Source organism: Fundidesulfovibrio soli, from assembly GCF_022808695.1.
GTDB lineage: Bacteria > Desulfobacterota > Desulfovibrionia > Desulfovibrionales > Desulfovibrionaceae > Fundidesulfovibrio > Fundidesulfovibrio soli.
Genome location: NZ_JAKZKW010000001.1, coordinates 157,906 through 182,422 on the forward strand (window position 1 = coordinate 157,906; position 24,517 = coordinate 182,422).

General features: G+C 50.4%; 19 protein-coding genes. 4 read left to right on the top strand and 15 right to left on the bottom strand.

Annotation, left to right across the window (positions count from 1 at the left end; genetic code table 11):
* Nucleotides 1–6 precede the first annotated feature (6 nt).
* Nucleotides 7–837, top strand: a complete 831-nt coding sequence (locus tag MLE18_RS00775; RefSeq protein WP_243366415.1) for a DNA-methyltransferase — start codon at nt 7–9, stop codon at nt 835–837.
* A 95-nt stretch (nt 838–932) separates the two neighbouring features.
* Nucleotides 933–1,388, top strand: a complete 456-nt coding sequence (locus tag MLE18_RS00780; RefSeq protein ID WP_243366416.1) for a hypothetical protein — start codon at nt 933–935, stop codon at nt 1,386–1,388.
* A gap of 37 nt (nt 1,389–1,425) precedes the next feature.
* Here MLE18_RS00780 and MLE18_RS00785 read toward each other — a convergent pair whose 3' ends face one another.
* The 14 genes from MLE18_RS00785 to MLE18_RS00850 form a co-directional block, all read right to left on the bottom strand.
* Nucleotides 1,426–1,626, bottom strand: coding sequence for a hypothetical protein (locus MLE18_RS00785; protein ID WP_243366418.1), 201 nt, complete (start codon nt 1,624–1,626; stop codon nt 1,426–1,428).
* Nucleotides 1,627–1,753: 127 nt separating this feature from the next.
* A complete protein-coding gene (locus MLE18_RS00790; RefSeq protein ID WP_243366420.1) occupies nt 1,754–2,929 on the bottom strand; it encodes a class I SAM-dependent methyltransferase in 1,176 nt (391 codons plus the stop codon).
* Between the two features lie 118 nt (nt 2,930–3,047).
* The gene (locus tag MLE18_RS00795) at nt 3,048–5,834 is read right to left on the bottom strand and encodes a phospholipase D-like domain-containing anti-phage protein (RefSeq protein ID WP_243366422.1); all 2,787 of its coding nucleotides are present in this window, start codon (nt 5,832–5,834) and stop codon (nt 3,048–3,050) included.
* The gene (locus MLE18_RS00800) at nt 5,834–8,848 is read right to left on the bottom strand and encodes an anti-phage-associated DUF1156 domain-containing protein (RefSeq protein ID WP_243366424.1); all 3,015 of its coding nucleotides are present in this window, start codon (nt 8,846–8,848) and stop codon (nt 5,834–5,836) included. Before MLE18_RS00800 ends, MLE18_RS00795 begins: the two co-directional genes overlap by 1 nt.
* A 9-nt stretch (nt 8,849–8,857) precedes the next feature.
* Entirely contained in the window at nt 8,858–9,487 is a 630-nt protein-coding gene (locus MLE18_RS00805; protein WP_272881417.1) for a DUF3780 domain-containing protein, read from the bottom strand.
* A gap of 2 nt (nt 9,488–9,489) precedes the next feature.
* Nucleotides 9,490–12,558, bottom strand: coding sequence for a DUF499 domain-containing protein (locus tag MLE18_RS00810; protein ID WP_243366428.1), 3,069 nt, complete (start codon nt 12,556–12,558; stop codon nt 9,490–9,492).
* Between the two features lie 399 nt (nt 12,559–12,957).
* The gene (locus MLE18_RS00815) at nt 12,958–14,709 is read right to left on the bottom strand and encodes a DUF262 domain-containing protein (RefSeq protein WP_243366431.1); all 1,752 of its coding nucleotides are present in this window, start codon (nt 14,707–14,709) and stop codon (nt 12,958–12,960) included.
* Between the two features lie 34 nt (nt 14,710–14,743).
* Nucleotides 14,744–15,220 (bottom strand): hypothetical protein, encoded by a 477-nt coding sequence (locus MLE18_RS00820; protein WP_243366433.1) that lies wholly within the window; start codon nt 15,218–15,220, stop codon nt 14,744–14,746.
* 155 nt (nt 15,221–15,375) lie between these two features.
* Nucleotides 15,376–16,299, bottom strand: coding sequence for an ATP-binding protein (locus MLE18_RS00825; protein ID WP_243366434.1), 924 nt, complete (start codon nt 16,297–16,299; stop codon nt 15,376–15,378).
* Between the two features lie 11 nt (nt 16,300–16,310).
* Nucleotides 16,311–17,192: a PD-(D/E)XK nuclease family protein gene (locus MLE18_RS00830; RefSeq protein ID WP_243366435.1), complete on the bottom strand. Its 882-nt coding sequence runs from the start codon at nt 17,190–17,192 to the stop codon at nt 16,311–16,313.
* 112 nt (nt 17,193–17,304) lie between these two features.
* Nucleotides 17,305–18,216, bottom strand: coding sequence for a DUF3150 domain-containing protein (locus MLE18_RS00835; protein ID WP_243366437.1), 912 nt, complete (start codon nt 18,214–18,216; stop codon nt 17,305–17,307).
* A 25-nt stretch (nt 18,217–18,241) separates the two neighbouring features.
* The gene (locus MLE18_RS00840) at nt 18,242–18,424 is read right to left on the bottom strand and encodes a DUF2997 domain-containing protein (RefSeq protein WP_243366439.1); all 183 of its coding nucleotides are present in this window, start codon (nt 18,422–18,424) and stop codon (nt 18,242–18,244) included.
* Between the two features lie 108 nt (nt 18,425–18,532).
* Nucleotides 18,533–18,955: a DUF1257 domain-containing protein gene (locus tag MLE18_RS00845; protein ID WP_243366441.1), complete on the bottom strand. Its 423-nt coding sequence runs from the start codon at nt 18,953–18,955 to the stop codon at nt 18,533–18,535.
* 14 nt (nt 18,956–18,969) lie between these two features.
* Nucleotides 18,970–20,406: an AAA family ATPase gene (locus MLE18_RS00850; protein WP_243366443.1), complete on the bottom strand. Its 1,437-nt coding sequence runs from the start codon at nt 20,404–20,406 to the stop codon at nt 18,970–18,972.
* 775 nt (nt 20,407–21,181) lie between these two features.
* On the opposite strand from MLE18_RS00850, the gene MLE18_RS00855 reads away from it, so the two are divergent.
* Nucleotides 21,182–22,519 (top strand): hypothetical protein, encoded by a 1,338-nt coding sequence (locus MLE18_RS00855; protein WP_243366445.1) that lies wholly within the window; start codon nt 21,182–21,184, stop codon nt 22,517–22,519.
* 4 nt (nt 22,520–22,523) lie between these two features.
* Here MLE18_RS00855 and MLE18_RS00860 read toward each other — a convergent pair whose 3' ends face one another.
* Complete coding sequence (locus MLE18_RS00860) at nt 22,524–23,081, bottom strand: hypothetical protein (RefSeq protein ID WP_243366447.1); 558 nt, start codon at nt 23,079–23,081, stop codon at nt 22,524–22,526.
* 29 nt (nt 23,082–23,110) lie between these two features.
* Here MLE18_RS00860 and MLE18_RS00865 point away from each other — a divergent pair, with 29 nt between their 5' ends.
* Nucleotides 23,111–23,548, top strand: coding sequence for a hypothetical protein (locus tag MLE18_RS00865; RefSeq protein ID WP_243366449.1), 438 nt, complete (start codon nt 23,111–23,113; stop codon nt 23,546–23,548).
* Nucleotides 23,549–24,517: the final 969 nt, after the last annotated feature.

Genomic DNA, 24,517 nt, shown 5'->3' on the forward strand with positions numbered 1-24,517 from the left:
CTGCTTGTGAAAAAGCAAATCCCGTTCAAAAAAAACGTCATCCATGGCCACAGCTGCGAAAGCATGGCCGAATTGCCTGACGGAGCTATAGACTTAATATTTGCAGGGCCTCCCTACGGGTCTTTAATCAACTATTCAAGCTATGCAGCTGGTGAGCAGCACTACAAAGCTCACTCAACAGATCTTCCTCAATATATTACTTCATTTCAGACATGGTTTTCTGAATGTTTTCGTGTATTAAGAGCTGGTCGCTATTGCATCGTCAATCTGGGTACGATCAGAGAGAATCACAAAACCATTGCTTTGCCATTTTATGCTGTGTCTTGGTTAGAAGAACTGGGATTTTCGTTTCAATTTGAGATTGTATGGGACAAAATCGTAGGTGGTAGGCATGAAGCTCGAAACTTTCTTGCCCATCCTTTTCCTGGAAGGTTCACTCCGAACAATCGGGTTGAATATCTCTTGTTTTTCAAAAAAAATCCAAGGAAGGCATTTGCCCCCAGAAGTAAGTTTTATGATGCAAACATAATCCCTTTGACTGATTTATTTAAGCGCGAAATTGCAAACAATGTTTGGCATGTACATCCTGCAACAAAAAGATCTTCGCCAGACGTTTCGCACCCATGCCCATTTCCACCGGAAATTCCAGAGCGCATTATTACATACTTTTCATTTCCACAAGAGACAGTTCTAGATCCATTTATGGGGTCAGGGTCGACTGCTATTGCAGCCAAAAAGCTTGGGAGGTATTACGTTGGATATGAGACAGAGGATAGATTCAGGATTGACGCAGAGAGATTGATCGCGAAATACAAACGTAAATATATGGCGATTTGATGGTCAAAGTTTTAATCAACATATTTGCAGGTCTTCCGTTGCATATGAAATATGACCTGTTCTGGAAATGGTATTCGTAACAGGGACGAAATACAGTGAAACTGCCATTGAGTCACAGTAGAATTGTAAGTGCTTTCGCGCATGAGTTAGCATCTAGAATTTCGCAGGGAGTTATAAGACATTTGTGCCGCCTTGATCACGCGCTATATGCCGAAGACAGCCCGCTTAAGTCTATATGGGATGAGATTTGTTTTCAGGAGCAGAGTGAAAGATCCATAGACTGGGAAGTACTTGATGACATTGTCTGCGGGATTCTGGCGGGTTATGTTGATGAATTATCAAGGCATGAACGAGAAGCGCTTTGGGTGCAAACAGATGCAAGTGATGACTGGGATGAAGACCAATTTGACGCGGACAGTTATGATTTGGTTTCGGACGATGATATTATCAACTACATAGCCAGAGAGTATGTTTACGCTAAGGCCAGCAATTGGACAAACAGTCGCATTCGGGAATTCATCGATAGGTACCATTCCATAGATTGGGAATGAATGGGGGGCAGTCCTCCCATCGTGTATTCTAGCCACGTTATCGTTGGTTGCGCAGTTCACGCAAATAAGCTTCGACGCTACCGTCCTTAAGTTCTACTCGGTGGATGCCCGCACTCTCATATATGCCAAGAGCGATGGACTCCAGATCGTCAGCATTTTCAAAGCCGTCGATCGGATCACCCCAATTTACGGACTCGAGAAATTCCTCGGGCGTCATTTCTTTCCAAGTTTCTTCCACAGCGTTACTCCTGGATACATTCTGATTAGTTGTAAAAGAGTCATTGTCAAGCAAAGACAGCACTAAAGACCATCCAGGTCAAGATTTGACATCAACGGAAAAAGCAAGCACCAGTTCCTTAGTGCAATCAAATTGCGTTTAGTCTTTTTAACGAGGAAAGGTCGTTGTTCTGCCATACGCTAACACTCCCGATTGTTTTTCGTTCATCTAGCATTGCTGGAATATTTTGCAGGTATTCCGGCAAGAAAACGAGTGGGAATATTGAAAGTGACTTATCCCCATGCTCAGAAGAGACGTAAACTACAAATATACCTTCAGATTCAAAAATATCAATATCTTCAGTGACATTGTCTTTGTAGTATGTTGTTGACACTTTGCATATTGTTTCCTTTCTTGTGAGAGATCTGTAGATGGATTCTGCTACGACTGGTGAGTTGATAAGCTTGGCAGATGGGGATTCTAAAAAAGCATTGTAGTCAAAGAACGAAAGAATGTCAGATGGCAGAGGGGTCCCTTTAAGCGACTTTGACAGGACGGTGAGAACAAGTCTTTCCTTGTTTTTGAACCCGTCAACGAAGTTTAATAGAAAGGACTTGGCGAGCGACAGCTTTAGCCCACTTGCAATTGCGAACTTAGAAAAATCGATCAATGATTTTGGCGTTTGAAACCTGTCGACAGATATAAAGAACCCATCTTCAGACAGAAGTTTTGAAATTCCATCGAAATAGTCACTAGTGGGTGCCACAGATTCACATGGATTGGGCTGGATTACCTCGTGATAGACCAGGGACGCAAATATCATGTCATACGATCCAGGCTTATTGTTTTTTGAAAAGCTATCAAAAGTATCGTTTAGAAATGCAATGTTTGTCACTTTCAAGTCTGAAGCTCGCCTGCGAGCTAGATCAATGCCCTCTTTACATCTGTCAATCCCGATTCCACTTGATCCCTTAAGTTCACGGGCTAAAAAACATGAAATTAATCCGTTGTCGCAGCCAATCTCAAGGAATTTGCGGCAGTTGGTAAAGTTTTCATTTATGATCCACTGGAAAAAAGGCTCTAGGCGTGGACAGTCAAATGCAGCAGCAATGTCGTTGGCAAATTCAAGTGTAGTATTTTTTATTGGATATGGATCGCAACAAGTGTTGTTGTCGACACGTGCATCTACGCACTTTAAAAAATCAACAGCCAAAGCTCCATGCTTTTTGATCAATAACTTTTCAAATTTATTCTTGTTTTTGTGTATATCAATCTTGCAATCCGAAAAGAAACTTTTGATTTTTACCGAAGTAGTTTTATGCATATTCTTTGTCCGTATGGAGTGTGCTGAGGTTTTTACATCATAAATGTAATCTAGATGTGGAGGGGCAAACTACTAAATTAGAGCTTCTCATGGACATTTCCTTGAGTTTAGTAGAACGCTACCATCCCGTGGACAGCAACTCCCTCATGCTAACGGCATTGAGAACCGAGGCGCAGGTTTCCCAGTCCGCATCCTCCACCTTGCTATACTTCACGTCAAAGGGATTGCGAGTGGCCGTTGTTCGATCAATTAGCTGACGGGCGGATTGCTCATTGTGTAGAGCCACTTCAACCCACACATCTTCAAGGGTGTCTGGTATTTGGCCAAAGAGGTCGTGAATGGCCTCTAGGCGTTCAGCCAATACCCGGTGGACCCGGTCTTCTACGGATTCCCTGTAGCGAAGATTAGCAATCCAGACTTCATCCCGAGCTTGCCCAATGCGCTGAATACGGCCCTTGCGTTGCTCCAGGCGTGTCGGATTCCAGGGCAAGTCGATGTTGATAAGCGTACCAAGGCGTTGCAGGTTGAGACCTTCTGACGCTGCATCCGTACCAAGTAGCAATTTGATGTCGGCGGTCCGGACGCGCTCCTTGAGAAGGTTTCGGTCGCAACGCTCAAAGCGCCCGCCCCTCCAGAACCCTGAACGATTGCTTCCAGCATAGAGGCCAATATCCATACCCTGAAAGGCCTCCATCCTGGCCAGTTCGCTGCCTATCCACCATACCGTGTCATAATACTGGGAAAACAGGATGCACCCCAGGTCAATCCAGGGCCTGTTCAAACCGTGTCTCCGACCCAGCAAATAGTCAGTTACGGCTTCGAGCTTGGGGTCGGCAGTACCACCCTGACGCAAGAGGTCCAAGCAGCGTTGCAAAGATGCACGTTCGGCATCAGTGAACTGCTTGAACTCGCTGACCGTGTCTTGAGAGGCTGTCAATCCCGATTCTTCTTCTACCTCATCGTCATCTTCATCCAAAACTAAATCAGGGTCTTGACCGAGAAGCTTCATGACCGTCCGCCGACCTGCCTCCATCGAACTCCCAAGGCGGCGCAGAAGCAACGTCTTGAAGAAACCAGCCCCTCGTACGCGTTGTTGGAGCAAAGAACAAAACGCCTCGGCCTCTTGATAAGCTTCAAGTAAATATCCCCCCAGGAGTAGCCCGCCATCGTCTTCCTCGCCAAAAAGGCGCACGCTGACTTTGGGGAGGTAATAACTTCCTGTGGCTGGATTGATGGTAGATTCCAGATAGGCCCGAGTACGGCGTACAATGCAGCGTAGTAACGGATTGAAGCGCTGGCCGTAATCAGGCAGCAGTTCATTGCCAAGCTGAACATTACGCAAGGCCGGAGGAAGCTGGTCAAATGTTTCGGGCGGGAATTGCCAACGAGCGTCGTCTGCCTCGATATAGTTTCGGATGCGTCTGAAGGCTGAATCTTCCTCTTTCGCTGGCATGGGATCGCGCACAAATTCCCATCCTTGACGCAAGTCTTCCGTGGGCACGGCGATTTGGCCGGTGGCGACATCAAGGCATAGGCTAGGCCTAAACCAGGGGCTACTCTGGGTTCGCCCCCCCAGTACACCGTCGTTGCCTTGAGCCAGAATGTGCAGCAAATCCCAGGCTTCAACAGGGTGCAACTGCACTGGTGTGGCTGTAGCCAGAAGCATGCTCTTGGTCTTGAGCCCTACCTGGCGCAAGAAATCCATCAGCTTGTTGGGTTCGGCTCGCTCGTTCACATCTTCAGGACCGGCGTCCACCTTGGGAACCTTCCGCCTTCTGGCACGATGAGCCTCGTCCACGATTACGCAGGTATACTTCCGGCTCAAGAGTTGATTGACGGCCTCGGCCATGCCGCGCACAACGAGACCCTGTGAGACCAAGCCAATACGGCGCGGGCATTTGCCCAGGCTCTTGGTGCCTTCGGATGGATACTCCAATTCGTTTTCATCCACCCAAGCCCGGCCGTTCCAACGCGCAGAGGGGAGCTGCAAGAAATCCATCAATTCGCCCTGCCATTGCTGAAGAAGTGGCTTGGGTGCGAGTATCAGGATTGGCCCTCCGCCTGGATCGTCCACAGCCATGAGCAGGGCAGCCATGGCCAGTTGGATCGTCTTGCCCAAGCCGACCTGATCCGCCAGAACCAAGCGTGCTCCGCCTAGACGATGTCGTTCAAGAGCAAGGCGTGCAAAATACTTCTGATGCGGCCACAATCCTTGCTCCTGTCGGTAAATCGGCGTTTCCACAGCCACCGCAGCCGCCGCTTCGGTGGCGTCCACGGCCTGTAATTCCTGTGGTTCAACGACTGTGCGAGATACGATGCGTTTAACGTCCTGGGCAATGAAGGGGCAGCAGGCCAAATCAACTGCACGGGGATCATTCCATAGCGCCAGAAACTCTTCCTGAACCCAGGCCATCGTTTCCGGGGTGTCGTCCTCCCAGAGAAGCTCGTAATTAAGTTTCCAGGCGGAGAGGCTTTCATTGACGCTGCCCAAAAAAGCCGTGCCCGAACCATCCGCATAGCGGATCAACCCTGCCTTGCCGTGAATCAAGCCAAAGGCTGAATCAGGCAAAACGCGAATTTCGATTTTCTGATTGGTCAGAGCGGCATAAAGTTCACGATACCGTGGCAGAGCCAAGGGTGGCGCATCTTCAGGACGTCCCGAGCACCAACTACGGCGCAAAGCTGCCTGAGCCGCTGAGGCCGTGATCATGTCATGGGGATCAAGGTCGGAATTGCAGACTATACGGACTTTGCCGCTCACGTTGGCCAAGGCTTCCCCGGCCACCTCAAAGAGGCTTGAGCGGAAATACCCAGCTATGCGGTCGTAAGACACCGCTCCGGTGAGGCGTTGAGCCAGGACCGTCTGATGTAGACGACCACGGCGGCTGGAATGATGGCGCAGCATCAGGCTTCGTCGTTGCGCAGACGCCCAGCTAGGATGCGGGCAGACTCTGAGTCGGGCGTCCATTCATCCATTCCTTGGGAATTTGCCAGTGTCGACAACCATTCCAAAAGTCCCAGGAACAGCTCTCGCTTGCTCCAGTAGCTCTGGCCATACGTGTCTCGTAGGTATTGCCTGCCTGATTCGGGGTTAAGGTCTGCCCGAGTGGTTTCGCGCATGGCAAAAAGCAGGTGACGCAAGGGTGAAAAGGCGAATGGGTGGGGCGCGCCAGTCGCTGCTCGGCCACGCCGAGAGGGAAGTGTTTGGGCATTGCCTTCGTTGGCCACGGCCAATAGAGACGCCCCCAGGCCGCTTGCCGTATGCATGCGTGTGCCGTTGGCTTTGTCCGTCTTGAGCAGAGGGCGAATGTCAGCCACACCAAAGCCTCGAGCCAATTCTTCGTACATACCTTTGCGACGTTCTCCCCGACTTTCGATGTCCAAAGCGCGCATATAGTAGCGTTCGACCAAGGAGAGGTCTCGCCATACTCCGTGTAGGCCGCGTGGCACCAGGATTGAACAGGCGATTTCCAAGGCACGTTCGATGACCTTCTGAAAATCGCTCTTTTCGTTCCGGTCACGCTGCGCAAAGACTTCGTGTTCCACGTCCCGACCGTCCAACGTCGAGTAACGTGTTAGTACCTTGAGGGCGGCGGCATAGGCGGCCAACTGATAGTCAGCGTCGTTAAAATTGGGCTCCCCGGCCTCATCCAAGGACTGCATGAAGGCAATCTGATTTTGAACCTCGTCTTCCACCAGGGGGGAAACCTCGTCCATGAAACCGGGTTCTGATTCCAAGCGTTTGCGCAGAACCAAGCAAACAGTCCCTTGTACGTAATCGCCTTTTTTTAAGCCCACAGCGTCCGTCTCGGTGCTAATGGTCCATGCGGCTGTGGCCGTAAGCCCGGCTGCCCAAAGAATCATGCCCAGATTAGCCCAGACTCCGGGGTTTTTGTGAGTGAACATGACCAACTGCAGGCCATTATCCGGCATACACCGGGCCAAGTTGCGATAGATATCGACCATTGACCGCCGAAAATCTTCTCCGTCCCCGCGCACGGCCAGTTCAGCTCGGGCATCAGGTACCCAATTCGGAAACACTCGGGCCATCTGTGTGTCATACCAAGCTAAGAAGAAGTCGCCCAACTCGTGATAGTTTATCGCGTCGGCGTAGGGGGGGTCCGTTACCCAAAGTTCGCATGGACTATTTATGTCGCGAGCATCTGTCACTGATACCTTGCCCACATTTCCAAAAGAAATTGGATGGGCACCGTCAAGAAGCTGAAACGTCGGCGCTAACTTCGAGAGGGCCCGCCCTGCGTAACTCACTAATGTATTCAATGCTTGATTAGTAAAAGTTTGATTGCCTTTTTCGTTACTTCCATGCCACATCCAGGCGCAGCTACGAGAATCCCAGTCGGCAATCCTGCCCAAGCCCAACAAGCAAGCAACATGCATTTCCTGCGAAGATGCAATGCGACTTGAAATCTCTGCGACTAGACCATGCGTCAGCAACTGTCTTGGTGTATAAAAGTGGTGCCAATAACTCCACCCGCGCTCCCGAATAGGCTGCTCAGTGTTGTAGCCACTCGAAATAGCCTTAGAGGGGATGAAGCCTTTTCTTTGCCACTGTGCAAAACGTTCCCTCAGAAGGATCAGCACCTTAGCTTCACGCTCCAGATCTGTGTGGTCAGGAGCAGCATAACGGCGGACCTCCTTGGTCCTTCCGGTGATTTCATCCTCTGTCTCTTGAACCCAGCGGATGCAGTATAACCGCTCTTGAAAAACGTCGTCTGGACGTGGCGCAAGATCTTCATTCGTCCAGCGGCGCAGACCCTCTGGGCCGCGCAGAGCTTCTAGGGACCAGGAACGATTAGAGTCAAAGGGGTCCACCACCCGGCTACTGACTATGGTTGCTCCTTTCCCGTCCTTGTACGCCTTCAATTCAGCACTGGATACGTATTGAATCTCAGGCTGGAGCCTGTCCGAACCGGGAACGCGCCGCCATGTGACCACTACCTTGGACTTTTCGCCAATCAGCCAACTAGGAGCGAGAGGTATGTAATAGTCACAACCTTCTGGTTTAACCTCCACGCAATAAAGATAGGCGTCTGCCCGTTCGCCCTGGTCGTTGTGCTCGATACCCCAGTCGGTGATCTGTTTATCTGCTTCGCGTAGAACCTTGGCCTGTACGCGCATTACCTTTTCTTGCATTTCGCGGCCACCGCCCAGCAGATTCAGGTCGGCCCAAGTCAAGAGGGCGGCCACCGGGTTCAGGTCGTACCCAAAAGCTTCACATCCGATACGCGCTGCCTCAAAGGGGATAGACCCGCCTCCGCAAAAACAATCCCCTACCCGTGGGGGGTGTCCGAATTGCCGCACTCCCAGTTCCCGCACTAGGCCAGGAAGGCTCGAGGCCGTAGTGCCAAGATGTGCGTTGATTTCGGACCAGGTCTCTACCTTGGGGCCGACGATATTTTCTGGACGCTCACAATGCCTAATCCGTTCTGCATAAGGGAGGGCGTCAAATTCTTCCCGGCTAGGGATTGGACGCCGCCTTTGGTTGTCCAGCTCATTTCTATCCACATCACCAAGGGAGTCCCAAATCAGTGCGCAAATCTCTTCTTTTTCTTCGTCGCTCAGGCCCCGTTTAAAACCTCGCGCGCCAAAATACTCTTCCTGAACGTCGGAGTTCGCCGCTTCCCGCCAGGCAACGGCAGGAATCTCACCTTTGCAACGCAGCCAGACCCCATCGTCGTCCATGGTCAATATCTTCAGGAAAATTTCGCGGTCTTTCTTGGGGTTGTCCGAGGCGGGCATGAGCATCCCCAGGATGGCCGCACGAACCAGGATCAACGGCTTGCGTCCCCACCATTTGCCTAGACGAGTAAGGGTCTGGCCATTGTTAGCTTTGCGTTCCTTGTAGGCTTCGGCGGATAGGCGAGCAATCGGGAACTGGTTCTCAATGAATACGGACATGATGCATCCTTACAGAGGCAACAAAAGTTGAGATTGAGGATGGGCCAGAAGTTCGCGCCGGGCCTTTGGGGACATACCCTCGCCCTTGACGAAGGGATTGTCGGCCAGAGCCGCACGCAGGGCTTTGCGCCAGCCAATTCCTTTTTGCAACGCCTGCCCAGTGGTGGACACTGTCATGGTATACAACCACCAACGTTCCTCTGGTGCCAGGGCCTCCCAGTTACGCAGAGCGTTGGGGATGTCATCGGGTGAAGCCTCTTCAACGGCCCAGCACAGGATACATAGCTCTTTGCCAAGTGAAGCATGAACCGGGGTGGGTTTGCCTGGATTTTTAACAAATCTAACCGTGGGCATACCATTGGCTCGCAATCGCCGATTGGCTTCTTCCCAAAAGGCTGGGGCAAGGGCAAGCCAGCGGGTACGGTCGATGACAACTCGCATGCTTGGCGCATTAGGGGCCAAGCTTTCCAAAGGGCGCAAACCAAGATCAACCAAGTCCTGACCACGATGCTCGGTGATAAAAATGAGGTCATCACCGGATGTACCTTTGGGTACATCAATCAGAAATCCGTGTCGCGCTTCTTCAGGCAAGAAGCCCAGTCCTAGGATTTTTCGGCTCGCTGAGCGAGAACCTGCCATGGCTATTGTCGTACCTTGCTCAAATCAAAAGATTGTTTAGACACCTGGAGCCAGTCAAGCAGACCTTGGCCCGTTGCAAAGCGCATCCCCCCTACAGTCATCCGTAGGGAACCACCTTGGACGATGTCCGCCAGTTTCTCGGTGACAGCACGCAGAGTGGGGCCGTCGTAACCGCTGTCCAAGGCCCCAGAATAATCAATGCTCTGTAGTCCGTCACTACTTTCAGCAGTCAAGCCGATGTCATGGGCTGTCACTGCGGATGTGCTCTCTAGTCGCGTAATGAAATCCCAGACTTGGCCTGGGTCGTCCAGTTTGGTTTTGAGAAGCCACTGGGCAGGTTTGGCCAGGTCAAGAGTGCGCTCTTCCTGCCCTTGTTGAGGGATGGTGATTCGGACGACTTCAGATTGAAGTTGGTAGGCTGAAGCTACGGCCATGGCGCAAACCACTCTGCAACCGCCAGGCACCCGAACCGGACCGGAATAGGTTGCGGAGAGCATGGGTGTGGGGGAGGACCCGTCCGTGGTGTAGCGGATGGTTACTCCCCCCGCCTTGGGTAGAGCGGAAAGTTCTACCTCGTAGTGGTCACCCCGGTTGTGGAGTTGGTACTTGAGCCGCAATTTGGCAGTCCATTCCTTGACCGCGCTGACCCGTTCTGGTTGAGCGGGATCATGAGCCAAGAAACGATACCGCAAGGCAGTGGCTTCGAATCGAGCAGGGGTAGGCACTGGGGTAGATGCGGGTGTGGGGTCGGCGTCCCCGGTTTCGTAAACCACAGCTTCAGCGTGCAGGGGCTCAATTTTCAAATACGTGCGACCATCCCCGTCTTCATCAGTTGACAGCTCTCGGATTGCTACTTCTGGGCTGGGCGGTGGGAACGGTCCACGCCGGACATGGTTGCCTTCCTCTCTCCAAAGGGCCCGGCGTAAGCAATCGGCCTTGAGGTCGTCCAGGGCTGATACCTTGTGCAAAGGCCAGGACGTATTCACGGCTGCATTGCGTTTGAAATCACTCCAGAGAACGACTTTGGTCTCCGCACTGCCGAAAAGACGAGCTTCGGCCCGAGCCCGGAAGCTATCATCATCGATCTTCGTGGTAAATTTCTGGGCGTTTTCAAGGGTCTTACGAATGGTAGCCTCGCCGCTTTGATTGCCTGCAAAGGCCAGCTCGATGCCAGACGTTCTCAAGGCATTATTGATAGACGGGTAAACGAGTTGATCAAAGGCTTCTTTCAGAGCGGCACTGAATTGTAAATTGACCCGATCTTCTAGGGAATCAAGGGCGCGCCATTGAGGGTCGTCGGACGGCGTGTTTTCCGCACGCAACTCGTCTCCAATGCTTTGCAATGCCCTGGCCTGACGAGCGCAGTCCAGCACTTTCTGGAAGGTATCACGCGATCCTGATAGAAATAATACTCGATTTTTATACTGCTGCTGGCCCCACCAGTCCTGCCAATCTGAAGAAATGGGCAGTCGGTTGGCCTGGCCTCCAGGGCGAACAATTACCAGGGTGGTTTTGTCCTGTTCAATTTGAACTTCGTCCAGGGGAGGCAGGATTCGCGCCACTTGGTAGCAATCCCGCAGGCTGGGGGAGAAATCTTTCTCTAAATGCTCTTTGAGCATGCGGTCTACCACTTCTGAATGCAGAGACTGAGCAGTGGAACGCAATTTTGCGGCCAAGTTTTGTTGGTTCTTAAAATAATAACGCCCGTCAGGGGAGTTGTGCAGATACCAAGCCCTGGTTGCGAGTTTATCCAGAACGTTGGCCTTGAAAGTAGACAGGTCGCGGCCAGGACGCTGTAAACCGTCGACTAACTGAAATTCACGCAGCCCATGAATGGCCCCAGGTGTAGTGGAGAGAGAGGCCACGAGCATGAGCCGGGCGGCGTCCGAGGCGTCAGTTGTGTCATTAGCGAGGTCGATCTGTTCCACTTCGGCATCGCCGCCGTGGGCAATGTCGTGGGCAATAGCTTCGCTCAATGAAGGATTGATGGTTCTGATTTCCGACGCCAGTTCGTCGTCATTCAAGTCAATATCGTAGGGGTGGATTAAGTCCAGCTCTGTGGCCTTCTGCCCTTTCCACAGATTGGTAATGATCATCTGCATTAGGCGGATTACTCCGCGTGTTTGCTGAAATCCTTCATTCTCTTTGAACTTACCCACGAGTTCGCGCAAGTCTGGATGGAAGGGATAGGAATCCAAAATCCGAGTGTACAAGCTTTCCGGCGCGGTGGTGGTCAGATTCATGCGAGTTGCTTCTCGCAGGGCATCCCGGTAGCGGCTCGCCACGTTCTGGATATCCGCCTCAGGAGCAATCCGTTCAAAAAGTCGTTTACGCAAAATGTGGTATAGTTCGTCTCCGTTGGGATTGACCGGAGTGATAGGTACTGCGATGCGTTTTGCTTCAGAGGTTATGCCCTGTACGGCCCTCGTAAAGGCGGCTTCCAGGCTTGATTGCCCGACGCGATAATTGGTTCCGGCCAAGTCTGACAACACTAGGCAGGCGCTATCCATTTCAGCCACAGCAACGAATAAATTGGCCAAGGCCGTGGTGGTCACCAAGGCCAGGTCGCCATGCCCCACAGGGACTGCTGCCGCATATTCCAGATATGGCGGCAATTCATCTAGGAAAATGACCAGGGGATCGCCGCCAAGCAATTGCTTCCAGGCCTCGGGGCCAGGTGCGCTTAAAAGTGGAGCTACGTACCGGGCGAATTGCTCCGCCTTGCCTAGCTGCTCGGCGATAGAACCCCAGATGCCGCCCGGAGCGTCTGTATTTCGACCATTAAAGCCTACAACACGACATCGGGTCAGGCGAGGGGCCGGATTCTTCTCTGCCAAAACTCGACTGCGCAGGTCAGGGTCTCGAGCCAGGAGGCCAAGAGCTATCATACTATGCGTTTTACCGCCGCCCATGGCTTGGGAAAGCTGGAACACAGACGATCCAGCCCCCCCGCCGCCCAAATGGCGGAAGACTCGGTCGACCAGGGTCAGCATTCCGGTGGTGAAATAGTTCTCTTCGAAAAACTCAGGACCATTAACCTGCCCCTTGAGGAAGGTTTCCAGGCTGAGCATTGTTGCTCGACGGTCTACCGCGAAAACAGACGGGCGTGGGGCACACAGGGCGTGAATACTCATTTGTCAATCCCTTTTCAGTGATTGTGTGAAGAAGGCTGCCATGGGAACCATGGCTGAACCCGTAAGTCCGCAAGTAGGTCCTTGCCGATGCATTCCATTTGCGAATATGCTAACATATTTATACACACAGAATTGCCTCTTCAGGTGACTAACACTCCTTAATGATCCGCCCGCCAATGCACTTCTGCTCGACGATCTGGGGTGTAGGAGTGATGGCGTATTTCGCACAATGCTTGGAGATCGCAAGGACTGTCGCCCTTGTAATCAAGGCCTGAAACTGCTCGAAAGCCTACTTCGTAAGTTTTTGTTTTGTTTCTTGTGCTCGTAATCATGCTCTTATTCGATAGTTTCGTCCGCGCTCTTAGGGCCTGCTGCGACTTCAAGATTCCAGTGCGACTTCAGGATGCCAAGGAGACGTTCTTGGCGCTTAGACAAAACATCAGGCGTCCAAGCAATCTCTGACCTGACTTCCTGCGTCAGGATAAAGGGAGACGCGGTGCCCTTGCCATTGAAGTAAACGTTCTTTTTGGTAGCGAAATCATAGTTGCTGGCTGCCGGGTTTTTTCGGAAGTGCAACGGAACCAGGTTTGCCAATCGGTGCGTCCACGAAGCGCGCTCGTCATCATTTGGGAACCACTTGATCCATTCAGAGTCTGCTGGTGGGGTCTGCGGTAGAACGTGCTCAAGCGAGAGATGATTGAACACCTGCTTCTTGCTACCGTCGCTAACCAGCGCTTCAAGGCGCAGTACCAGGGCCATTCGGGCCTTGGGCAGCTTGCTGTATATCTCCCCGTCAAGAGCTGCGAGGAATTCATGCTTTTGCTTGTCGGTGAGATCAAGTGTTTTCAGCGCCGCCAGGTCGCCATCGAAGGCATCCGGCTCGATCTCTTTGGTGAGATCGGCATAGGTCTCGATGCGAACGTTGATGCCCGCCTTGGTGATGAGCAAGAAGTAAGTCAGGCGTTCAAGTGCTTTGAAGAAGTTAACGAGTAGATTAGGCTGCTGGCGGAAGCGTTTAAAATAGACCAACGCCGGAGGCACCCAATCCTTGAAATCGACACGGTTCAGCCACGACAGGTAGTCATTGATCGCCTCGGCCTGCTCGGTCGCCTCGAAGTCGGCATCCCGAACGAAGTTCCATACTTCAGAATAGGGCTTGATTACGTCGTCGATTAGCTCGACTGGCTTTTTGTACTCAGTGACGTGCTCCCGGAACTCCTTGACCAACGTTGCCCGCTGTTTTTGTTTTGCGTAGATAGTTCTGATATGCCCGAACAGATCTCCGAAAGCGTCGCGACCGAGTGTGCTTTCGATGCGACTCCACTCCTTGGCATAGGAACGGCTTTTCTCTTCGCCCGCAAGGTTGCGAATCGAACCTAGCACTGCCGCTTTGAGAATATCGATGGGTGCGAGGTCGAGTCCCCGGTTATTCAGCACCGAAAAGATGCGATATGCGGCCTCAAGATCTGGCGTTGAAATGATAACCAATGAGCAATTGTTGGCTAAAAACTTCCAGAACGCGTTGCGCTCATCAGGTGTCAGAGCGGTGGTCTTTGCCAACAGTAAGGTGGCGTTTTCGCGGTAACGCAACTGGCTGTCTTCGAGCTTTTCTGTGCTGGTGACGAGACTGTCGATCCCACCTGGTTCTTGTATATATTTCCGAAAAAAAGCAGCGTCCTCCTCGCGGGCGGTAAACCGATAGCCTGTCGCCTTACCCAGCATTTCATCTCCTTCCTCGTATAGGAAGGGAGTCACGCTTTTGACGCCCTGAGGATGGCTAGCTGCCTCCCAAGCAGCGCGCAGGGCTGCAAATAGCATTGTGAGTGTAGTGAGCCGCTGTTGCCCATCCACGACCATCGCTTTCGCGTCGCGGTCATTCTTGATTAGGACGATGCTGCCCATAAAGTACTGGCTTGTGGCTCCATTGCTACGGGCGTCCTGCATTGCCGAGACCAGATCGTTAAACAACTCTTCGGCTTGTTCAGTCGTCCATGCGTACGGGCGCTGGTAGTCCGGGATTTCGAACTGGTAGCTGCCTTCGAAGATCTCTCGGATCAGCCGGTCGTGTGCTTCAAGTGTCTTTGCCATTGTGCTTGCTATTCCCTGTCATCGCTTGTCTGAACTATTTGGGGGCGTTAGCCAGAATTTTAAGCCCAAAAACTTCGGCTGGGTCTATTTCGTGAGGTTTGTTTGTGGTTGTGCCTGCTGTGCATCTAGATTTATTAACTATTTTCAGCCCATCAGAGTCGAACAGTCGCATCTGCTTGTCGGTGATAGATTGGACACAGGTCCAGTGATCGTAGGTCTTTCCTAACCCAATAATAGCAGCCTTCTTAGGCACGTTGGATCGAAAGTGATTGACCAAATCCAACCACACTCCTGTGATACTCCCCCGCTGGACTGCAATCATTTCATAGTCCAAGCTCCACTGCTTATTAAACTCATTGGAAATATAATTTTTGGCAACCTCAAGCATGCCTCTAATGTGTCGTTTGTAAACTCCAGTGCGTAAGGCTTTATTTAAATATTTTTTCTCGTGAAGGTAGTCGATCAGTAAGCCGAATAGGGCTTCATCCCGTTCGTTGCCCAGTTTTTTCATGACATTCACGGCGTTAATAATTGAATAGACTCCGCACAGTCCGTCATGCTTCCCTTGGATAGCTGGTGCCAAATTAGTAGCCTCCGTGAATATATTCAGTGTACGGTCTGCGCCAAGAAAATGGGCCGATTGCTCGACCCGGTAAGGTGTAATGATTAAGCCGCTAGCTTCCTCTGCCGCAGGATGTCCACAAACTGTCCGAGCTTCTCGTCACGCACCAAACACTGCTTGAGCATAGTGATCTGCTCACTGGTTTGGCTGTTGTTCATCTCGTCCATCCCTGAAATCTCGTACCGCTCACAAACGTAGGTGGTGTATTCGCCACGGAGATCGTCGATGCCGAGTTGGCCGAAGGTCTCTATCAAGGTTTGCAATCCAGGATTTTCGCCCTTGTCGGTCGGAATCGCTGAAGATTCCAACCACCCAAGAAGCCTTCTGCCCGTATGAGAATCGGGCGTCAATCGCAAACCGTCAAGCAGGCCTGTCCGGTCCTTCGATGCTGTCGCCACATGGCCTTCAATCGAGAGGTCCATGACCACGGTGAATTCATAGTCCAGTCCCTCACGCTGGATGCTTTGTAATCCGACTTTTGAGACTTTGGTCTTCCCGTTCTCGGTAATGACCTCATATCCGGTCTTGGTTCTGAGTGTCACGATGACATGGCAGGTGCTGGCTAGGATCGCGTCCACAAGTTGATTGTGGAGAGGCGTTACCTCACGCCATGCATCGAATGAGTTTCGCGTAGCTTTTGCGACACGATCATGGATCGTGAGGATGGCTCCTTCGCCTGCCCAGGCGTGGCTTAATGAATCGATGATGAGTACGTCGTACCCTGCCTCCTCAGCTGCCTTGATGCCATCCAGGAACTTCTTGGGCTCAAAGGGCGGATCAATGCGGAGCACGTCATAGTCGCAGATGTTTGCGTAGAGTGCTCCAGAGCCTCGTTCGGTGTCGATCATTGCGATCTTGCCGCCGAGGCCTTTTGCGATCTGGAGCGACGAGTAGGTCTTGCCGCTTCCGGCAGGGCCGGTCAAGGCCAAACGGAGCTTCGCTGATTCACGAACTGCCTTCTTGAACATGGCTATTCCTTCTATGCCGCCTGATCTTGCGGGTTCATGGAATTGTGAAGGTGTTGGTAGGCCATCACGTCTTTGGTGGCCTGGTAGAACTCGATGACATGGTGGCCGAAGGTCTGAATGGCGAGCAAGTTGTTGCCGTGGCACAGGCCTCGAAAGGAACACCAGCCACAGTGCATGCCTGGATTCTTCCAGAAATGCCCAAGGCGAATAGCCTCCGCGACCTGACGACATGTCGTGACAAGAGCTTCAAAAGCTTCGATGTCCACGACTGCCTTATCCCAGGTGATCTTGGGTTCCTTGGTCCTGATGAGATTCAGGAACGCGACCTCGATGGGTTTGGCGTCCCAGTAGTCGGGATATGTCAGCAGGTAGCCATACAACGCCAGTTCCAGCGAGATATGCGCTATAGGCATGGATGGGGTGCGCCCCACGGTCTTGATGTCGATAACGGCGGGGCCTGATTCCCCTTGGAAAAGGACGTCAAGAAAACCCCGTATAGTAATGTCGTCGAAGACCTCCCCGGTAAACGGATCGGTCAGGATTGCCAGATACTCTTTCTCAACTGCCATGACTTGCATGGGGCCGATGAGTTCCAGGAATTTCTGTGATTGCGCTAGGCACAAGGCCTGCGCATGCTTATACTCCTTGATGCTGTCATAGCCGCAAGATTCGAAAGGCGTGGATTCCCAGAATCGCATGGAAGCGACGGGAAGAACGTCTTCGATGGCGTAGGCGTACATGAGGCCAGACTCAACCAGGTGGTGGATGGCCCGACCTTCAAGTAGCGCCGGATCGTCTTTGAGCGGTTTCAGCCGCAGGCCGTATCGAAGCCTGAATTTTTCAGGGCATGAGATGTACGCCATGAGCTTCGTCTTCGAGAGAGTGATAGGCATGGGTCCTCCTGTGTCTTTCTTTCGTTCCAGAAATAGGAAAGGGGAGGCAGCCGTTGTGGCCACCTCCCCATGTGATTGATTGTTTCTGATCTTCTGACGCAATCGCTAGTTGCTAGGCTGCGTCTGGGAGAAGTAACCCCCTTTCGCCATCATCCAGATGGATGCGGCGTCTGGGCATCTCTTCGATGGCAGCGTCGATGGATGCTTTGAGCGTGTTGAAGTCCTTTGTGAATTTCTGCCGAAGCACATCGTTGTACTGCACACCGTAGGAATTGCCGTTGATGGTCTTTACGAGACCTCGGGCCTCTTCGACCAACGCTGACAACTTGTCGTCCTGGAACAGATTCCTGTCAGAGAACCCGTCCAAGAACTCATTTATCCTGTTGGTCATATTGGAGCGGATAACCTTGGGCTTGTCGCCGCCGGTAATCTTGTCGGAGAGATGGTTGATGATCTCGCCGAATTCTTCACGGAGCGCGGCCATGGCCAATTCGCGTGTTTCAGCCATCAACTCCAGGAACTTGGTCTTCTCCTTCTGATAGATGTCAGGGGAGAGGAACGAAGCCTTTGACGGAACATCCAGGACCACGAAACTCCATGTGAAGCGGAACTTCTGCTTGATGTCCTGGGGATAGTCGGTCTCGGAGAACAGGTCGCCGAGAGCGGCCTTGGCTTCTTCGCGTGCGTCCTCGTAGAACGCTGCAAAGGTCTCAACTTTGGACAGGAACTCGGATTTGAGCATTTCCAGCCTGTTGTCGATGTCGTCGATGATGTCCTTGGGGACGAGGTGAAGTCCTGCCATGGGAAACGGCAGGGCGTATCGGGCCAGGAGCTTCCGAGCTTGCTGAATTGAGGTCTTGATGGGACCGAGCAGTTCGGGATTGACCAGGAGCTTCTTGCCTTTCAACCAGTCCGGGCTGCTGCCAAGGTTGCCCATGAGGCTCTGGTTGATGTTCTTGGTGCCGATCCAACACGACGTAGCGAGTTGGACCAAACATGCCTTCTTAAACATGTCGTTGCTCATGATGCTTTTCTCCTTTGGCGTCTATTCAGCCACACAGGTTGATGTGCTTGCGGATTTCGACCTTGTCTTTCTGGTAGAACATCGGCGTGAGATACTGCGAGAGTTCCTTGCCGAGTAAACTCTTAAGGAACGCAGACTCCTCTAGGCACACAGCGCCTTTGAAGCCTTTGGTCTCGATCCGGGTTTCCCCGGAATCGTCGATGTCCACGACAATTTGTTTCTGCATAGGCAAAACACCTTCTTTTCCACACGTGCAAACACTGGTGGACGGGTAAAAGGGCATGGGGCCGAGATTTGGATGAAAACTTGGGACGGATTAGGACGAGAGGATCAAGCGGATTCCAGTGGCTGTCTTCTGTTCGACTACGCGGTAATTGCGTCTTCGAGCCTCCTGGATGGTGCGTTCAGCACCGTATGCTTGCTTGAGTTTCCCGCCACCGTCTCCGATGGCGTTCTTGAGACGCGTATCCCAGAAGTCTGCGAGGAGCAGGAACTTGTGTCCTTGCTGAACAATGCCGATCTCATAGGATGCGTTGGGGATGTGTATGGCATGATGACATTTACCAAGATCTTTCTCGGTGATGCCGTCTGGCAGCGGATACCGGTCGGGTTGGACCAGGCGTCCGTACCAAACGTATGAGCGCTGATTCTCACGGAATTCAAGACCGAGGCGCAGGCATGCCTGTTTGAGGCAGTGCAAGTCTGTGATCTCAATCTCAATGGTTGAGACGTGTGACACATCAGACCTCCTTGTTATTGGACGGTTGGTGTTGATGAGCCTGGAGCGCTTGTGCGAATTTTCCGGGTCTCGGGTTCGTCGTCAGGCGTGTTTGCCGCTCTGGCGCGGGTACGAGCCCAGTTGCGCAAGGCGTCGATCTCTTCGCGCATAGTGCGTGAGAGGGGTATCACTGCATTAAGCGCAGTGCCGAAATCGGTGAAAAGGCTTTCGCGGAAAACCTGTTCAATCTCTGCCCCGCTGAATCCATTGAGTTGGTCAGCGAATTCCAACGAGATGTTGGTGCCGTATCTGGCGTTCATGATCTTCATGATCTCTCTACGTTCACGATTGGAAGGCAGATCGACCATGAAGATGGCGTCGAATCTTCCCGCCCGAAGTATTTCAGGTGGAAGCTTGGTGATGTCGTTGGCCGTGGCCATGACGAACACGGGTGAAGTGTTCTCTTGAAGCCACGTGAGCAGATGGGAGAACATGCCGGAAGTTGTTCCAGCGTCTGTTTCTCCAGAGCTTTTGACTCCAGACAGCGCCTTTTCGATTTCATCAAGCCACACGACGCATTCGCCAAATGACGAGATGATCTGTGTGGCCTGACGAATTTTCTTTTCGCTTTCTCCGACGAGGGAGCCTTTGAGTGCTCCGATGTCGAGACGGATCAGCGGCCACCCCAAGATGGAGGCGGCAGCTTTGCAGGAAAGACTCTTGCCCGTGCCTGGAATTCCACAGAGCAACAGACCTTTCGGTCTTGGGAGATGTTCGTTTTCAGGCGTAAACGCCTTTGCACGGGATTTGATGTACTGTTTCAGGGCTGACAGCCCTCCAATGTTGGAAAAATGTTCTGGGCTCCAGACTTCAAGGAGTCCTGTCGCGCGTAATGTTTTAGATTTTAAATCTGAAACAATGCGGGATGAGAAGTAGCGGCGTTTAACGAGTGAAAGTGCATACGCGCATTCGGCTTCTTGCTCTGACAAACCACGGGCCAGTCTGGCGGCTTTGCGATTTGGTTTAATCGACAACGGGCCGCCAAGCTCTTGTTGGATTTGATAGAGGTCGTCGGTGTCGGGGAGCGGGAGGTCTACGACGGTGAACACGGTTTTGAGTTCGGGCCGCATCTGGATGATCGGTGAGACCATGACCAGGCAGTTGCCCTTGCTCTTCCAAAGTTCCGCGCCGTTCTGAATTCCCTGGATGATCTCCGGGGAGTCCAGAAACAGGTGTAGGTTGTGCATCAGCAGGACTGTGTCCATGCTCGCGTTGAGCCAGTTGATGGCGTCTACGGGATCACGAATCTCTTCGAGAATCTTGGCGCTTCCAGCCTGACGAATTCCTCTCATGCAGTCCCATGCAAAGAACCTCCAATGTCCTTCGAATGGAATGACTTTTTCAGCTCTTGCGGGTTCATGCGTGAGGATCGAGATGGCTGGAAAACCTGCCTTGAGATAGTCAATGAGCATGGGAAACCTCCTGATGATGTTTCCCTTAATATTTCTCTATGAACGCCGTGATTATTCAAACCCCTCCTGTTGTTCTTGATGGCAACAAGAATCGTATACAATAAATGACGATGACATATTTATTCCATTCGAAAAGCAAAAGAGCAAATTAGCCGATGTCGTCAAATTCAAATCTCAAAGGAGATTATCTTATGAACACGCCAAATGGATTGAAGATCACGAACCAGTGTGATGGCTGTGAGGTCTACCCATGTCCGAGCAAGGACAGACAACAGGGATGTCCCGCCATCGAGATCGTGAATGGCAAAATCGTGTTCCTGGAGAAGATGACGACCAGACAACGATGATAATCGAGGATCGGCAAAGGCTCCGGGGACGAATCGAACTAAGGCCGGAAAGGGGCAGTCTCGTGATCAGCCAAATGGGCAGGATGCCGAATGGGTAGACTGATTGGGTGGTAGGGTTACGAGAAATTTCTGGCTTTGAGATAGGAACCCCGCTTGTCGCGGGGTTCTTTTTAGCTTAATAAAGACAAAATGTAGGTAAATTAATTGAATTTGGTGAAGTGTTTGCTTGACGTTGGCCGAAGACTTCCGGCAAGCTCCTACTTATTATTCTTGCAAATTTCTTTTGATATTACAAGGATCAAGAATAATCAGACCACGCTTGGTCGTTTTGCACAAATACAGGTTAATGCCAGACTTGGCCTCGGCCTGTTTAAATACAATATTCTTTCGGCTATAACAAAGCACACAGCATAGGAATGGCAGGCAACATGAGCATTTATTCTGACGAACTTGACGACAAAGACAGTGAATATTGGGAAGACTATCTCGGAGGACCAGACAGAGACAATGAGGATGAATTTTGCACAGACAGTTTTGAGCACGAAGACTGGCCCGTTGCTAACATTAATACGTGGATTCTTGATGCCGAAGGCTACTACACGTATGTTTTGATAAATTGCAAAGACCTTGATCTTAAAAAATATATTTTAGAAATTAAGAAAACTGGCATAACTGTTCTGCATAGCGGTGAAAGCGCAAGGCCTGGGCACGACGGAAACAAATATAAATTTTTTATAAGAATTGATTCAAGCAGAAGCAGCAAGGCTCTCCATGGCATCAGAGAGAAGCTTAAAAGCGTACTTCCCGTGATCGACCTCCCGTCGCATTCACGACTGCCACAGGCAAATGTTTCACTTCATACCGGGAATCAAAGCTCTGCAGCGAATAGCATTTTCAACGAGTTTGAAGCGGATCACGATGATGCTTCAAAAGTCCGCATACTTCGAAAAGAAGTTCAAAGACTGCTAAACATAATACATAGTCACGATGAAATTAACAAGCGGAATGAGACAGAAAAAGAAAAGCTTGTTGAGTCGCTCGATAAGAACAACATTACGATTCAAATAATTCAGGAAGAATTAGCCAAGTCAAGAGAAAAGGTACTTGATCTATACGCAAGACTCAGAGAGTATTCACGGAGTTTCATCGCCTTAAAAGAAGCCGTAGCTGACTTCGGGCGCAGTGGGAATGAAAACATAAATGAATATGAAAAATTACTTGATGAGGCCGGAGAAAATATAAACAGACATCTGTGTACTGTTGCAAAAATTGGAGAAGAAAAAGACGAACTTCAGTTCCTTTTAGACCAAAAAGACAATGAAATATTAGCCCTTCGCAATCAATTACTCCACCTTGATGCTCAATTAATGCGGACATGCGGCCTTGAGAACAGTTCTGACGTCAAGTTGTCGCAAGGCTGCAATCCAATCAAAAAAAATAGCTACGAGAATATTTTCAGCGAAGTAATAACTTCCGCCTTTCCAAGCATACGTCTTACGCGAGGTTCTGTCTCATATATTGCCAATGAAGTCTTGGACAAGAAAAGAGTTGTAGAACTTTTGTCGCAACTAAACAACTCGCCTGAAATTACCAAAAGCAAACGAATGGAAGGCGTCGAAGGCTGGCTCAGGCTAAAATTCCAGACGGGTGACAGTCGTGGTGGTCGGCTATACTATCGCAAGTCGCAAGATGGATCAATTGAGGTGATGGTTTCTCATAAAAAGTACCAGCACTTGGATGTAAGGCGCATGCAAAAACATATGTAATTCATTAAATGTTGTTGTTTTTGCTAAAAATAAACGCAACTAGTGTTCTGCAAGGATTTGCCATTGCGTAGTTTTCAATAATTGAAGACTGGTAAGGCACTATGACGAAACTCTCTGCCAAATCTCCAGACAAGCTAACATTTACTTTTGCTGACGCAGTGTCGCCGCATTCCACAATGATTTTGTTTACTGGACAAAAAATATCAGCACGACCATAGCTTCGCATGGTGTACTCAAATATTGGCGTCTCTCCGTATTCTGCCAATAACCACCCGTATGACCACCACTTGAGCCAAGAATGAAGATTTCCGCCACCAAGGCATGCTTGTTTGAAAACTATTTGCTCTTCGGTCATCGACTTGCCTTTGTGGGGTTTAGCAGGCCTAGGGCAACAAGCGATCACTAATTTTTCAACTTGGAGTATGTTGTCGCTTAAGCACTCCCACAAATACTCCAAGTCAGAAATTTTCCCACGAATATTCACGCTATTGGAAGAGTTAAAAAGATAGTAAAGCTTTCTGAAAGACCATGGCGCATTGAAGGAGCATTTGTAGTCAAACACTTTTGCCTCACCCAGGACATGGAGTTAACATGGAATTGCCAACAGATATAAAAGTGGAAAAGCAAAAAATTACACATCCGGACTGGCTTATTCCAAATCTTGGAAATATATTTCACATAAGAATCAATGGCGTCTACGAAGACAAAGAATACTTTTGTGCAAGCGCAGTTATAACATATGATTCAGGGCCAGTAAGTATGCCATTCTACTCGCGGGAACTGTTAAGAACACTTCGAAATGCCGATGTGGTGCGAATGGATCATGAGTATTTTGAAGCTGCACCCGTTTATTACATGCAGAACATCGACCTGCCATCATCTCTTGCCTTGAATCTTATTTTAGATCCATCACTCAGGCCAATACTTGAACTAAAAATCAATGGCACGCCGTTTAACGGCGTCGCTTACTTGGACAAGGATCACTATATATATTTTGAAAACTTGCACAAACTAAATGCATCAAGCTAACTTGTCACGAATGCTTTTTCTGCATTTCTCGACGCTAGCGCGCACTTACTTTCATAGTCCCATGGGTATGACCCTCGCAGGCGCGGCAGAGCAGGTCTAACTGGGATGATTCGATTTCAAGATACTCACCGTGGAGTGATCTGGCCAACTCGGCACCACGCGGGCCGTGATCAGGGTCGCGCCAATCATTGTAGCGTTGGGAGTCATGAAAGACTGCGAAAAGCTCGACGACGACAGGATCAGCACCTGTCTTCTGTGATAGTGCCAAGCCAAACTCTCGGACTCGAGCCCAATGTCTTAGACCGTGAACACCTTTCAGATTCAGACGATGTTTTGAACATATCTTTGAAAGCAATCTATCTGATATCATGCTCGCAGAGTTCATATGATTTATTTCAAATGAATTAGCTAACAAGCTTCACTTGAATGGTTCCAATATTTGATTGGTCAAATAGTCAACAGAAGCATGCAGTTACATGTCTTGGACAATGTTGTGGGGCAAGAGTGTTGAATGCTTTCAAACGTTCCTCTCGACAAGTTTGATTTCTTCCAAGGCTTCGCAGATTCATATTGCTTACGACTGATACCAAGGATGGCCCAAGGTTTGTCTGCTTTCAGTCGTTCAGATATCTTGCGCATGATTTTTCACGTTTGCAAAGTGTCACAGTTGTCACTGATCTTTTCTATCGTAAGGTAAACACGAAAGTCTAGATCTGACCTGATGACAGTGACGGTTGGCAAAACGAGTGATGGAATGGGAAACCCATCTGTCACCCGTAAACAATTGCTATTGTTAGAGAATACAAAAAGTGACGGATTGACAGAAGAATTCCTGTTTCATGACTACTTTCTATTGTTATACTACCTATAGTACTCTATTATACTTATTAAAGCAGTAATAGTACAAAGTAAAATGAATTTCCTTGTTTCAACTGTCAAACCGTCACTTTTTGAAATTGCTCAACCATT